This window comes from Chromohalobacter sarecensis (assembly GCF_023061135.1).
Taxonomy (GTDB): domain Bacteria; phylum Pseudomonadota; class Gammaproteobacteria; order Pseudomonadales; family Halomonadaceae; genus Chromohalobacter; species Chromohalobacter sarecensis.
Genome location: NZ_JAKGAN010000010.1, coordinates 43,995 through 58,058, shown reverse-complemented (window position 1 = coordinate 58,058; position 14,064 = coordinate 43,995). Strand labels below are relative to the sequence as shown.

Sequence of the window (14,064 nt, the reverse complement as noted above, 5' to 3'; positions counted from 1 at the left end):
GGACAGCCCATGACCACTTCAATGGCCCCGCGACGCATCTGGCTGACCGGCGCCACGTCAGGCATCGGCGAGGCACTTGCCGTGCGGTTGTTGAAGGAAGGCCACCGAGTGGCGCTGACCGCGCGTCGACGCGATGCTCTGGAGGCGTTGGCGGCGCCCTTTGAGAATGCCTTGGTCGTTCCCGCCGACCTGACTGATCGCACCTCGGTCACCGCCGCCGGGGAACACATAGAGGCTGTCTTCGGGGGGCTAGAACTGGCCCTCCTCAATGCCGGCACCTGCGAATACGTGGACGCCCGCGACTTCGATGTCGATCTCATCGAGCGCGTCCTGGCCACCAACCTCCACGGCACGCTGTACGCCATCGATGCGGCGCTACCGCTACTGCGTCGTGCTCGCCATGGCACACAGCGTCCGCAGCTGGCGGCCGTCTCAAGTGCTTCGGCGTACTTTCCGTTGCCGCGCGCCGAGGCTTATGGCGCGTCCAAGGCCGCGATCAGCTACTTTCTTGCCTCCCTGCGGCTCGACCTGGCGGCGGAAGGCATCGATGTCAGCGTCATACACCCCGGTTTCGTGCGTACCCCGTTAACCGAGCGTAATGACTTTCCCATGCCCATGCGCGTCGAGGTCGATACCGCCGTCGAGGCCATCCTGCGCGGCTTGGAGAAGCGCACACTCGACATTCATTTCCCACGCCGCTTTACCTTGCTGGTCAAGCTGGCAGGCATCCTGCCGCCCACGCTGCGCCACCGCCTGGGCCGCCGCCTGACCCGCAATGCCGCCGAGGAGAGCCGCGCATGAACGCGCCCGCCTCACGTATCGCAGTGGTCGGTGGTGGTATTGCCGGCATGGCCTGCGCTCATTACCTCTCGCAACGTCATGAAGTGACGCTGTTCGAGGCCAACGAGCACCTCGGCGGCCACACTGCGACCGTGGATGTCGAGCTCGACGGGCGTCGGCATGCCATCGATACCGGCTTCATCGTCTTCAACGACCGTACCTATCCGCACTTTCAGCGCTTGCTGGCGCAGTTGGGCGTTTCCGCACAAGCCACCGAGATGAGTTTCTCGGTGCATGCCACGCACGAGGACTTCGAATACAACGGCCATACCCTCGACACCCTGTTCGCCCAGCGCCGCAACCTGCTGCGCCCCAGCTTTCACGGCATGCTGCGCGATATCCTGCGCTTCAATCGTCACGCGGTACGCGACCTGTCACACGGCACCTTGCCGGAGGACATGACGCTGGGCGAGTACCTGACGCGGGGTGGCTATGGCGAGACCTTCCGACGCCGCTACCTGCTGCCCATGGGAGCTGCCATCTGGTCCGCCAGCGAGCGCGACATGGCGAATTTCCCGCTAACATCCTTCGTGCGTTTCTTTCATCATCATGGGCTGCTGTCGGTGCACAACCGCCCCCAGTGGTACACGCTAGTCGGCGGTGCACGGCGCTACATTGCCCCGTTGACGGCCGCCTACGCGCAGCGTATTCGCCTGGCCTGCCCGGTGCGGGGTATCGAACGCGACGCCACGGGCGTGACATTGACCACGCCCCAAGGAAGGGAGCGTTTCGATCAGGTGGTGCTCGCTTGTCACAGCGACCAGGCATTGGCGATGCTGACCGATCCCAGTAAGGCGGAGCGCGAGATCCTCGACGCCCTGCCGTATCAGGACAACGACGTGGTGCTGCATACCGATACTCGCCTGCTGCCACGTCGGCGCCGCGCCTGGGCGAGCTGGAACTATCGCATCGACGGGCGCGAAGACGACGCCCGCGTCTCGGTAACCTACGATATGAACCGCCTCCAGCATCTGGAAGGCGAAACGCGTTTCTGCGTAACGCTCAACGACAGCGACGCTATCGCCCCCGAGTGCATGCTGCGGCGCTTCGTCTATCGTCACCCCAGCTTCACGCTGGCGGGCGCCGCCGCCCAGCAGCGTCATGCGGAAATCTCCGGTACGCAGCATCGCACGCATTTCTGCGGTGCGTACTGGCGCCACGGTTTCCACGAGGACGGTGTGTGGAGCGCGCTACGCGTGGCCCGCGCATTGGGCTGCGACGAATCCAGTGCCCTGCCAGGGCCTCTCTCGCCGGCAACCGCAGTGCCTGAAGGGGTTCCGGCATGAGCGCCCTCTTGCATAGCCGAGTAGCCCGGGGCGAGCTGCGCCATCGGCGATTCACGCCGCGCGCGCATCACTTCACCTACCGCGTGTGGATGGCCTGGATCGACCTGGACGAGCTGCCCGAGCTCTTCGATCGGCTGCCAGGCTTCAGTGCACGACGTGCTGCGCTGGCGCGTTTTCGCCGCGAGGATTATCTGGGACCCACGCATCTGCCGCTCAAGACGGCGGTCCATCAGCGTTTGCGCCATGAGCTTGGCGAGGCGGCACCCACGGGGCCCGTTCGCATGCTGACCCAGTTGCGCCTATGTGGCGTGCTCTTCAATCCCATCACGCTGTATTACGCCTACGACCACGACGAACGCCTGTGCGCCATCCTCGGCGAGGTCACCAACACGCCGTGGCAAGAGCGCCACGTCTATGCCTACCCGGTGACGCCGACGCGCCATGTCCACGCTGCTCATTTCGACAAGGCGCTGCATGTCTCACCGTTCAATCCCATGGACATGCGCTATCGCTGGCGCTTCAACACACCGGGCGAGTACTTGCTGATGCACATGGAGGTATGGCGCGAGGCCACGCGCCATTTCGACGCCACGCTGAGCCTGCGTTTTGCGCCAGCGGGACGGCGCGCATGGGTTGTCGCCCTGGCGCGCGCCCCTTGGATGAGTCTCAAGACGCTGGCCGGCATTCATTTCGAGGCATTGCGCCTATGGTTGAAGCGCGTGCCGCTCTTTTCACATTCCCGTGGCGAGGAGACACGCCCGTGACGACGACTCGTTCCGCCACCCAGACGCCTGCCAGCACGCTGGATGCACGCATGGCACGCTGGCTCAAGCCACGCCTGCTGCGCCAGTTGGCCACCCTCGAGGGCGGCGTGCTGATCGTCGAAGAAGCCGGATGCACGCATCGACTCGGCCGGGGCGGTCCACTGACGGTACACCTGCACGTACACAACGAGCGCCTATGGCGGCGCATCGCGCTGGGGGGCAGTGTCGCGGCCGGAGAAACGTACATGGACGGTGACTGGCACTGCGACGACCTGGTGGCGCTGATTCGCTTGCTGGCGCGCAACCTGGAACACGTCAACGAGCGCCTGGAGAAAGGCCCCGCACGACTCGCGCACGGCGTGCTCAGTACGCTTCATGCCCTGCAACGCAATACCACCGGGCGTGCCCGACGCCATGTCGCCGCGCATTACGACCTCGGCAATGCCCTCTTCGAGACATTCCTCGATCGCGAGCACTGGCTGTACTCCAGCGCCATCTTTCCACGCCCGGACGCCAGCCTGGAAGACGCCTCGACCTACAAGCTGGAGCTCATTCTCGACAAGCTGGATATCGGCCCCGGGCATCACCTGCTGGAGATCGGTACCGGTTGGGGCGGGCTGGCACTTTACGCGGCGCGCACCCGGGGCTGCCACGTCACCACCACGACCATTTCAGAGGAGCAGTATGCACACACCGCGCGTCGCATTCGCGAAGCCGGTCTCGAGGAGCGCATCACCCTGCTCAAGCGCGATTATCGCGATCTCGAGGGGCGTTACGATCGCCTGGTGTCGGTGGAAATGATCGAAGCGGTGGGGCATCAGTACCTGGCCACTTATCTGGCCACCGTCGACCGCCTGCTCAGCGACGACGGGCTGGCGCTGATTCAAGCCATCACCATCCGCGATCAGCGTTATGAGGCGGCCAAGCGCGAGGTCGACTTCATCAAGCGCTATATCTTTCCTGGCGGCTTCTTACCTTCTCATCAGGCGATGCTGGAAAGCATCGCGCGGCGCACGCAGCTCAATGTGCTCGCTCTAGACGAGATCGGGGCGCATTACGCGCGCACGCTTCACGAGTGGCGCCAGCGCTTCGAGGCCAGCCTCGAGCATGTTCGTTCACTCGGCTACGACGAGCGTTTCATTCGCATGTGGCGTTATTATCTTTGCTACTGCGAAGGCGGCTTCCGCGAGCGCACCATTGGTACCTCGCAGTGGTTACTGGCCAAGCCAGGCAACCGCCGTGCACCACTCACCGGCGCGACCTGAGCCATGCTAGGCAAGATCGTCAACGCGCTCGCGTTTCAAGCCGGCTGGTTGGCCTGTGTGCTGGGTGGCACGCCTTGGGCGTTGCCCACGGTGACGGTCATCGTGACGTGTCACCTACTGTGGCTGGGCATACCCGGGGAGTGGCGTTGGCTGACAGGGTTCGCGTTGCTCGGCGCCCTCGTGGATGGCACGCTGACGCTACTCGGCGGTTTACGCTTTGCCGATAGTGCGGGACTGCCGCTATGGCTGTGGCTGCTCTGGCCGCTGTTCGCGACCACCATTCAACACTCACTCACCTGGTTATGGTCGCATCCTCGATTGGCGATGCTGGGCGGGGCACTCGGCGGGCCGAGCTCCTATCTGGGTGGTGCGCGCCTGGCCGATGTCGAACTGGCCCCCTGGGCCGTAGTGGTACAGGCCGTGGTATGGGGTGGTCTATGCGGATGGCTGGCGCTCAGGGCAGCGCCATCTCGACGTCACCCTTGAGCCGCTTCTCGACATCGGTGACCCGTTCGGGACGGGCATAGAGAAAGCCTTGCACCATGGCGCAGCCCTGATCACGCAAGTAATCCCGCTGCGCCTCGGTTTCCACCCCCTCGGCGATCACGTCCAACCCCAGGCCGCGCGCCATGGCAAGCACTGCCGACGTGATAGCGGCATCGGCACTATCGTCGGGCAGGGCACGCACGAAGGCACGATCGAGCTTGAGCTTATCCACCGGCAGTTCCTTGAGATAGGCCATCGACGAATAGCCAGTGCCGAAATCGTCGATGGCGATCGGGTGCCCCTTGTCACGCAGCGCGACGAGACGCTTCGAGATATCTCCGGCGCGCTCGTCGAGCAGCACCGACTCGGTCAGTTCCAGCCCCAGCATAGCCGAAGGCACGTTGTGCTTGGACAGACTGGCAGACAGCCGCGACTCGAGATCGCCCTGAATTAGCTGCACCGCCGAAATGTTGATCCACACCGGTACGAACGATAAGCCTTGCTGGCGCCAGGTCGACAACTGCGCGCAGGCGCTATCGATCACCCAATCGCCTAGCGACGCCATCAAACCGTGGCGTTCGGCCAGGGGGATGAACGTCCCCGGCGAGATCATGCCATGCGTGGGATGATACCAGCGCAGCAGGGCTTCCATGCCGGCCAGTCGTCCATCGTCAAGATAGTATTGTGTTTGATAGAAGAGTTCGAGTTGCGTGCCGTGTGCCAGGGCTTGGCGGAGTTCGTTGAGCAGCTCGAGCTGAGGATCCCCCTCGACTTCCAGTGAGGGGCGAAAACGTTGACTGTGGTTACGCCCATGGCGCTTGGCGGTGTAGAGCGCCGATTCCAGACGCTGGAACAAGACACCAGAATCGCGTCCATCGTCGGGGGCGCGACAGCTGCCGATGGTCAGCCCCAGGCGCAGGGGTTTATCGCCGATCTCGAACGGCTCGCTCAGATGCCCACGTAGCCCTTCCACCCATTGTTCGTGATCGTCATAGGTCGTGGTGCGAATGACCATGAACTCGTCACCGCCCAAGCGACCCACCACGCCACCGGCAACGAATGCCGCGAGTCGCTGCCCAAAACGCGATAGCAGACGATCTCCCTTGTCGACGCCCATGGCATCGTTGACCGCCTTGAAGCCATCGATGTCGATCAGCGCGATGTCCAGCCCCTCGCCGGCCCGCAGGTGCTGCAAGCGCGAAGCCAAAAGGTCATGCAAACGCCGACGGTTGGGCAAACCGGTCAACGGATCCTCGAAGCCGATGCGCTGCAGATCTTGCTCGCGTGCCTTGTGACGCGTGATATCGGTGAACAGCCCCACATAGTGGGTGACACGCCCCTTATCATCGGTGATCACCCGCACGCGCAGCCACTCGGGAAACTCATCGCCGTGCTTACGCTGATTCCAGACCTCCCCTTCCCACTGGCCGGTGGCGTTGAGGCTTTGCCAATAATGCTCATAGAAGGTCTTGTCGTGACGCCCGGAGGAGAGAACCGATGGATCGAGGCCGCGGATCTCCTCGTCGCTGTAGCCAGTGATCTGCGTAAAGGCCGGATTGACCGCCTCGATGCGATTGCGGGCGTTGGAAATCAGCACACCATCGGGAGAAAGCATGAGAGCGGCTTCGGTGAGTTGACGTCGCGTCGATTCCAAGCGAATTTGCCGCCAGGCATCCACGCCGCCAATGAGCACTATCACCAAGGCCGCCAGTCGCAACGTCAGCGTCGGCAAAAGGCTCATGGAGGCCATGGCAGCGATGCCCGCCCATACCAGGGGACGGTTAAGGGTAAAGACGGACCACATAGAGAATTAGCAGCTCAATCAATAGAGGTTCGTGAAAGTGGAGGCATCATGCCCCTTCTCTTGCGACGGGCGCAACCCGCACCCATCTGCGGATTGCACCCATAACGCGCGCCCGGTAGGCTGGCCCCGCGTGCATTCATTCGGCACTGCCAGTAAACTAGGGCGTCCGTGCTCTGCGACGCACCACAATTTCGACTCTCGGAAAGACTCAGTGACCAAGCAACATTCTTTCAGCTACGAAGAACTGCTGGCATGCAGCCAAGGCGAGCTGTTCGGCCCGGGCAACGCCCAACTGCCGGCCCCCAACATGCTGATGCTCGACCGCATCACGCAGATCCAGGAGGGCGGAGGCGAGTACGACAAGGGCGAACTGATCGCTGAACTGGATATCCATCCCGACCTGTGGTTCTTCGACTGCCACTTCCCCGGCGATCCGGTCATGCCCGGCTGTCTAGGTCTGGATGCCATGTGGCAACTGGTCGGCTTCTACCTCGGCTGGCTGGGCCATCCAGGCCGCGGACGCGCCTTGGGCTGCGGCGAGGTCAAGTTCTCGGGTCAGATCATGCCGAACGCCGACAAGGTCACCTACCGGATCAACCTCAAGCGGATCATTACCCGACGTTTGATACTGGGGATTGCCGACGGCACCGTTTCGGTCGACGGTCGCGATATCTATCAGGCCAACGATTTACGCGTTGGTTTGTTTACCTCCACCGCGAATTTCTGATCAGGAGGCTTCCATGCGACGAGTGGTAGTCACCGGCCAAGGCATCGTGTCTTGCCTCGGCAATGACCAGCACCAGGTACTAGACGCGCTACGCAGCGGACGCTCGGGTATTCGTTACAAGGACGAATACGCCGAACGTGGCTTCCGCAGCCACCTGGCGGGTGTCATCGATATCGATCTCGATACTTTAATCGACCGTAAGCTGCGTCGCTTCATGGGCGATGCAGCGGCATTCGCCTATGTCTCGATGGAACAAGCGATCCGCGATGCGGGCCTCGATGACAGCGATGTCTCCAACGAGCGTACCGGCTTGATCGCCGGCTCCGGCGGCGCGTCCAGCGCCAACCAGGTCGAAGCCGCCGATGTGCTGCGCGAGAAAGGCCTGCGTCGTGTCGGCCCCTACCGGGTCACGCGGACCATGGGCAGCACGGTCTCCGCCTGTCTCGCCACGCCGTTCAAGATCAAGGGCGTTAACTACTCCATCTCCTCGGCTTGCGCGACCTCGGCCCACTGCATCGGCAGTGCCGTCGAGCAGATCCAGCTCGGCAAGCAGGACGTGGTCTTTGCCGGTGGCGGCGAAGAGGAGCATTGGACGCTGTCCTGCCTGTTCGATGCCATGGGTGCGCTCTCGACTAGCTATAACGACGCGCCCGAAACCGCCTCGCGTCCCTATGACGCCTCGCGCGATGGTTTCATCATCGCCGGTGGGGGCGGCATGCTGGTGCTCGAAGAGCTGGAACACGCCAAGGCGCGTGGCGCCAAGATCTATGCCGAAATCGTCGGCTATGGCGCCACCTCCGATGGCTACGACATGGTCGCCCCCTCCGGCGAGGGCGCTGCACGCTGCATGCGGCAAGCCATGGCGACCGTGGACGGCCCGATCGACTATATCAATACCCACGGCACCTCCACTCCGGTGGGCGACATCGCCGAGCTGAAGGCGGTTCGCGAGGTCTTCGGCGATACCACACCGGCGATGAGCTCCACCAAGTCGCTGACCGGGCATTCGCTGGGCGCCACCGGCGTGCAGGAAACCATCTACTCGCTGTTGATGATGGAGCACTCCTTCATCGCCGCGTCGGCCAACATCGACGAGCTAGATGACGCCGCCCAGGGCTTCGATATCGTCAACCAACGGCGCGACAATGCGGCCATCGAGCGCGTGCTGTCCAATAGCTTCGGGTTCGGCGGCACCAACGCCTGCTTGGTGCTACAGCGCTACCGGGACTGATCGCACGATCTAGCGTCATGCGATCCCTGGTAATAAGTGGCCAGTAACACGAAAAGGGCGTCTCTCACGAGACGCCCTTTTTGCATGCTGACAACACCCACCGTCGACAGAGACTCAGGCCGGCACCTTGGCAGGCTCGCCCTCGACCTCAGGACGCGGCACGGCGGAGATCTCGCGAAGCTGCGCCTCTATCCACTCCTCGACCTCGGCCAAGACCTCGTTGGTGGAACGCCCCTGCGTAGCGATCGGCTTACCGACCACCACGTACAAATCTCCTGGCTTCTTGACCCAATGCCTCCCTGGCCAGTGTTCACCCGCATTGTGGGCCACGGGCAATACCGGGACGCCAGAACGACAGGCAATCACTACCCCGCTCTTGTTGTAGCGACGCCGCTGCCCCGGCGCCACCCGTGTACCCTCGGGAAAGATCAGCACCGATAGCCCCTCGGACAAGCGCTGTATGCCCTGATCAAGCACCATGCGAATGGCCCGCGACGGACGCGAGCGATCCAGCGCAATGGGCTTGATCAAGCGCAGCCCCCAGCCGAAGACCGGCAGATTGAGCAGTTCTCGCTTGAGTACGGTACACACCGGCACCTTGATCAGTTGCAGGAACAGGGTTTCCCACTCGCTCTGATGATTGGCGAGCACCACACATGGCCCTTCAGGCACGTTCTCGCGTCCGCTGACGTGATAACGTACCCCACAGGACACGGCGAACCAGCCCAAGATAAAGCGGTTATAAAGATTGAGTAGCCGAAAACGCGAAAACAAAGGTACAAACGGCGCCAGTGGTAGCAACACCAGACCGCTAATCAATAGCGCCAGAAAGTAGCCGGCATAAAATACGAGACTACGAAACACCTTCACGTCGCCGACTCCTTGCCATACAACAGGCACCAGTCATCCAACATGCGACTCAGCTCGAGTCGCCAGGGCTTCTGGTGGATACCGAAAACATCCAACACACGACGACAGTTAAGAACACGCCGTAGAGGATGGTCATGATGATGATGTAAGGCGTGCAACGTTCCCAGGGTCACGTCACTCTCCTGCCGCTCGAGATGCGTGGCAAGATAGGTGCGCACGACGGAGGCGAACGTATATGGGCTGATCGGCTCGGTACCCGCCAAATGGTAGGCGCCCCAAGCATCGGCGCCACAACCTTGTTGTTGCATCATGCCGATCAACGCCATGGCCACCGCATCCACCGAGGTTGGACACAAGACGACGTCTTGCGCGGCGCGCACTTCGTTACCTGCCAGCAACGTATCGAGCACTTCAGGTAACCAAGAATGCGCCCCGCCGAGCGCGAACAGCGGCCCCAGCCGCACAATGAGATGCTTAGGCAGACGCTCACGCACCCGGTCACCGGTGGCGATCAAGCGCTTCAGGCTGTCATCGCGTGGCGACGGAATGACATGCTCGTCGAGCAGCTCGTCGCCACCGTCCTCATAGAGCTCGTCGGACACGCACCAGATCAATGGCACATCATATTCACGGCACAGCTCGAGATTGGCGTCGATCGCCTCGACATGGGCCATGACCTCGGCGGGCGCCAGACGTGATGGCGCCGATAACGGCGGCACCACCAGCGCATCAGGCCGGGCTTCGGCCAAGGCCTCCGCCGTGACCTGCGTCTCCTCAACGATGGTTAGTTGGGTATCGCGACGTCGATTGGCCTCGCGCGCCAGCGCCAGGCTCAAGCAATGTCCCGCATCCGCCAGCAGCAGCTTCACGGCTTCTCCTTTCGCATGCTCGTCTCCTCGATTCGTCGGCCACCTCATCGGCAGGGGCACATACTCGCCCATCGCCGTATTATCTATCATCCGCCACAGGCGGCGCACGGAGACGACCTGTCACCGTGGTCGCGTGCAAGGCTGACATTCTACGCCAAGCAGACGACGGACTCAGCCCGAAATCCCGGGGTCTCCCGTCACCAGACCGCCCAGCACGCGCTCCATTTCCACAGTGGGCATGGGGCGGAAGAAATAGAACCCCTGGACTAAGTCACAGCGCATCTCCCGGATCAGCGCGAGTTGCTCACGATTCTCGACCCCTTCGGCCACGACCTCTAGGCCCAGGCGGTGGCCGATGAAGATCGCAGCCTCCATGATCGCGCGGTCCTTGGGCTGATCCGGGGCGTCCCGCACGAAGGTACGGTCGATCTTGAGTGCCGTGACCGGAAAGTGCTTGAGGTAGCTCAGCGACGAATAGCCGGTGCCGAAATCATCGATGGCGATACGAAAGCCCAGGTCATGAAGACGGCGCAATCCCCTCAGGATACGATCGTCAGCCTCGATAAGCACATTCTCGGTGAGTTCCAGCCCTATATCCTGCGGGCCCAGACCATGGCGCGCCAAGCAATCTTCGAAGCGCTGGAAGACGTCCGGCCGACTCATCTGTCGACCGGAGAAGTTGATATCGATGCGTCCGATGGCCAACCCGGCATCCCGCCACAGCACGCGCTGCTGACAGGCGGTTTCCATGACCCAATCACCGAGACGATGGATCAGGTCGGAGCGTTCGGCGAGAGGAATGAACTCGGCCGGTGAGATCGGCGGGCCCTCCGCCGGCTGCCAACGCAGCAGCGCCTCGAGATTGTCGATACGCCCGCTCGCGGCAGACACCTGCGGCTGGTAGTGCAGCGAGAGCTCTCCACTGTCCAGGGCATTCGCCAGCCGATCGACCAGCCGGTGCTGATGGAGCAGTTGGTCATGCAGCTGCTGATCGTAGAACCATACGCTACCAGGACCATCGAGCTTGGCCCGGTTCTTGGCCACGTCAGCATTGCGGATTAGTTCGCGAGCCGTTTCGCCGTTTTCCGGATAAAAGCTGATCCCCAGACAGGCCGTCACTTGGTGCCTAGAACCATCCACCAGGAAAGGAGAGTGAAGGGCCTGCTCGATCTTATGGATCAGTTGCAGGAGCACCTCCTTGCGACGGGACATAGGGAAGGCGATCACGAATTCGTCGCCGGAGAGCCGCGACATGATGTCTGACGCCCTTGTCACCTTATGCAACCGCCGCGTCAGCTCGATCAGCAACCGGTCGCCCTGTTCATAGCCGAGGGCATCATTGACTGCCACGAAATCGTCGATATCCAGATAGACCAGCACTATCCCCGCATCCTGTCTGCGACAATGAGCAATAGCCTCGTCCAGCTGTGCTTCGAAGGTCTGGCGATTGGGCAAACGCGTCAAGGCATCGAAGCGCGTGGCAAAATCCAGCTCGCGATACGCCTGCTTCTGATCCGAAAGATCCACGTCGACACAGAACATCAGGGGATTCTCGGTGTGCTCGCCGAGCATCACGTGATGGGAGAAAACCGGCACCGGCCCTCCACTCTTGTGCTGAAGCTCGAGCTCTTCCGCCGGAATTTCAATCCCTTTTCTCACCCAGGCCTGATGCGCCTGAACCACCGACTCACGCATGGACGCCGGGATAATCAGCTTTTCCAACGGTTGGCCCTGCGCCTCCGCAGCGCTATAACCGTAGAGCCGAGCGCTGGCCTCGTTCCAGTAGATCACGCAGCGCTCGCGATCATAGCCCTGGACCGCCACTCTGGGCAGGCTCTCCAGCAGAGCTCGGAAGCGCTGCTCGCTCTCCAGATACTGACGCCGCACGAGCTCGATATCGTCCCGAACGTTCCCGCTGTGAGTATCTGGCCATCGCGCCCTGAGCTGTTGCCACCGACGCACCAGCCAGCGTCGGAAAACGAAATCGTGACCGCTCATCCACTTTCCCATCATCGAAAGATGTTGTTGCTCGCATCATGAGACCAGCTGGCACCTTCGCACCATCTCACCTTAACGGCATACGCAAGAGTGCCTCTACACGTCACACCGGCTCCGCCTGCGTTGTCATCTGGCGACACGAATCGTGATCAACGTCAAAATAATATGACAGGTTTTGTACATTTTTTGACATTTCGCAGCAGATATTCTCCTTTCCGGGGTGCCCAGGCAATTTCCTGGCAATCTCACTCCCTGTAATGGAGAAAATCGCATGACACTCGACACTCTCAAGTATGGCTTCAATCCCGCCACCCTACCCGCCGATCCGGCTGCCGACTACTGGCCGCCGGCGGTCACCCACGACTTGCAACAGCAGGACTGGGCTCAAACCGAGGTGCGCTCGCGGATTGATCTCGAGGCCTGGCAGGCATTCACCGCCGACTTGCCCCGAGACCCCTATGTCAATCGCCGCTGGAAACGCATGTCCTGGCTGACGCTGGATGAACGTGACGAGGTCGTCGATATGGGCCATTGCCCAATGGCTCAAGGCGGCGCCTTCAATGACGCCGAGAGCATGGCGGACCGGCTGCGCTACTATGAGCCACTGACGCCGGCATTCATGGCCCGTCCGGATGTAAAAGCCTTCGTGCGTGCCTGGTCGCGGCTCTGGGATCTGAAGCCTAACGAGCCCATCCTGATGCAGATAACCGGCGTGCGTGGTGAAGGCATGATAGATCCCCTGCAGGGTCAGGGGATTCATGCCGACGGCTGCAAGGCGCTGAGCATCCTGGTGTTGAGTCGTCACAATGTCGCCGGGGGCGATAACCATCTCTATGCCGACAAGGCGGGCACTTCGCTCCTGGCCGACACGACTCTCGCCCCCGGCGATATTCTACACCTACGTGACGACCGCCTCTTCCACAGCGTGGACGGCATTCACCAGGAAGATGCCGGAGCGCCCTTCGAGCGCTTCATCATCATCATCAACAGCCGCTTCGTGGATGCGTTTCAGAACCAGATTCTGCGTCGGCACTTTCCCGAGGCAGTGCTCAACGAGACTTGCTGATCCTACACCAATATTGATCGGGCAAGCGCCGGGGTCGTCCCGACGCTCTTCATCCTTCCTTGAAAGCGACGCCCGCCAGGCGCCATGCCTGACACATCACGCAAAACGCCACGCCGGATGGCGTGGCGTTTTGCGTTTAGAACATCAGCCCCATGCCTCAGGCGATATCCGCCAACGGCTCGGCCGGCCCGAAGAACTCATGATGACGCCGTGCAGCCCAAGCTGTTGCGCGTGCTACAGGAAGGCAAGATTCAGCAACTGGGCCGCCACCGCACGCACGCTGCGGACGGATAGCGGCAACCTGCATCGCCTGGGCAAACGCCTGGGACTCAAGCCTTGAGCGGTACACTCAGCCTCTAACTATCGTTCGCCATTCTCACGATGCGGTGTCGATCTCATCTCGATATCGATGATATGACCCTCGGCATCATGATATAGCGTCGCCACACGCCCCTGCTGAAGCCGTGCCACCTGCGCCTCGTCCACCCCGAAGGAAGTCGCCAGGCGTTCAGTCGTCAGCGGGGATGGCGGGCGGCGGCGATCGGCATTCCGAAAGCGGCGATAATTATAGAAAGCCCATATCAGCAACGCCGCTCCCGCCAGCACGACGGTCACAGCATAGATCATCAGCGATGACCAACTGTGCTCGTGGCCGTCGATCACATAGGCCTGAAAACGTTCGCTACCGAAGGCCCATCCCAACAGAGTCGACAAGGGGAGGAACAAGTAGAGCCATATCAGCCAGCCCACGCCTGCCAACAATGCAAACAGGCCACGCTGACGACGCGACTGCAGGTCGGGACGATAAATGATGTTGGGCAGTTTTAACGCGCTATGCGTATCGGCGTTATCGTCCAT

At 61.8% G+C, this 14,064-nt stretch carries 13 protein-coding genes; 8 read left to right on the top strand and 5 right to left on the bottom strand.

Annotated elements, in window-relative coordinates; genetic code table 11:
* Window positions 1–9 precede the first annotated feature (9 nt).
* From L1071_RS14305 to L1071_RS14285, 5 genes are read left to right on the top strand one after another with little or no spacing between them, the layout of a single operon-like run.
* A complete protein-coding gene (locus tag L1071_RS14305; protein WP_246976110.1) occupies window positions 10–801 on the top strand; it encodes an SDR family NAD(P)-dependent oxidoreductase in 792 nt (263 codons plus the stop codon).
* Entirely contained in the window at window positions 798–2,126 is a 1,329-nt protein-coding gene (locus L1071_RS14300; protein ID WP_246976107.1) for an NAD(P)/FAD-dependent oxidoreductase, read from the top strand. Before L1071_RS14305 ends, L1071_RS14300 begins: the two co-directional genes overlap by 4 nt.
* Complete coding sequence (locus L1071_RS14295; protein ID WP_246976104.1) at window positions 2,123–2,890, top strand: DUF1365 domain-containing protein; 768 nt, start codon at window positions 2,123–2,125, stop codon at window positions 2,888–2,890. Before L1071_RS14300 ends, L1071_RS14295 begins: the two co-directional genes overlap by 4 nt.
* A complete protein-coding gene (locus L1071_RS14290; protein ID WP_378109826.1) occupies window positions 2,887–4,155 on the top strand; it encodes a class I SAM-dependent methyltransferase in 1,269 nt (422 codons plus the stop codon). Before L1071_RS14295 ends, L1071_RS14290 begins: the two co-directional genes overlap by 4 nt.
* 3 nt (window positions 4,156–4,158) lie before the next feature.
* Window positions 4,159–4,641: a DUF2878 domain-containing protein gene (locus L1071_RS14285; RefSeq protein WP_246976101.1), complete on the top strand. Its 483-nt coding sequence runs from the start codon at window positions 4,159–4,161 to the stop codon at window positions 4,639–4,641.
* On the opposite strand, the gene L1071_RS14280 is transcribed toward L1071_RS14285, so the two are convergent.
* Window positions 4,610–6,445 carry a putative bifunctional diguanylate cyclase/phosphodiesterase gene (locus tag L1071_RS14280; RefSeq protein WP_246976099.1) on the bottom strand — a complete coding sequence of 612 codons (1,836 nt, stop codon included), beginning with the start codon at window positions 6,443–6,445 and terminating at the stop codon, window positions 4,610–4,612. The genes L1071_RS14285 and L1071_RS14280 overlap by 32 nt on opposite strands.
* Before the next feature lie 211 nt (window positions 6,446–6,656).
* Here L1071_RS14280 and fabA point away from each other — a divergent pair, with 211 nt between their 5' ends.
* The gene (gene fabA, locus L1071_RS14275; protein WP_246976096.1) at window positions 6,657–7,172 is read left to right on the top strand and encodes a 3-hydroxyacyl-[acyl-carrier-protein] dehydratase FabA; all 516 of its coding nucleotides are present in this window, start codon (window positions 6,657–6,659) and stop codon (window positions 7,170–7,172) included.
* A 13-nt stretch (window positions 7,173–7,185) separates the two neighbouring features.
* A complete protein-coding gene (gene fabB / locus L1071_RS14270; protein ID WP_246976093.1) occupies window positions 7,186–8,403 on the top strand; it encodes a beta-ketoacyl-ACP synthase I in 1,218 nt (405 codons plus the stop codon).
* 114 nt (window positions 8,404–8,517) lie between these two features.
* Here the strand turns inward: fabB and L1071_RS14265 are convergent, their stop codons facing one another.
* The 3 genes from L1071_RS14265 to L1071_RS14255 form a co-directional block, all read right to left on the bottom strand.
* The gene (locus L1071_RS14265; RefSeq protein ID WP_246976090.1) at window positions 8,518–9,273 is read right to left on the bottom strand and encodes a lysophospholipid acyltransferase family protein; all 756 of its coding nucleotides are present in this window, start codon (window positions 9,271–9,273) and stop codon (window positions 8,518–8,520) included.
* Window positions 9,270–10,142 carry a sugar nucleotide-binding protein gene (locus L1071_RS14260; RefSeq protein WP_246976087.1) on the bottom strand — a complete coding sequence of 291 codons (873 nt, stop codon included), beginning with the start codon at window positions 10,140–10,142 and terminating at the stop codon, window positions 9,270–9,272. The genes L1071_RS14265 and L1071_RS14260 overlap by 4 nt, the downstream gene beginning before the upstream one ends.
* A gap of 171 nt (window positions 10,143–10,313) precedes the next feature.
* Window positions 10,314–12,140: a putative bifunctional diguanylate cyclase/phosphodiesterase gene (locus L1071_RS14255; protein ID WP_246976084.1), complete on the bottom strand. Its 1,827-nt coding sequence runs from the start codon at window positions 12,138–12,140 to the stop codon at window positions 10,314–10,316.
* A gap of 271 nt (window positions 12,141–12,411) precedes the next feature.
* On the opposite strand from L1071_RS14255, the gene L1071_RS14250 reads away from it, so the two are divergent.
* The gene (locus L1071_RS14250) at window positions 12,412–13,206 is read left to right on the top strand and encodes a 2OG-Fe dioxygenase family protein (protein ID WP_246976081.1); all 795 of its coding nucleotides are present in this window, start codon (window positions 12,412–12,414) and stop codon (window positions 13,204–13,206) included.
* A 360-nt stretch (window positions 13,207–13,566) separates the two neighbouring features.
* On the opposite strand, the gene pgaD is transcribed toward L1071_RS14250, so the two are convergent.
* A complete protein-coding gene (gene pgaD / locus L1071_RS14245; protein WP_246976078.1) occupies window positions 13,567–14,064 on the bottom strand; it encodes a poly-beta-1,6-N-acetyl-D-glucosamine biosynthesis protein PgaD in 498 nt (165 codons plus the stop codon).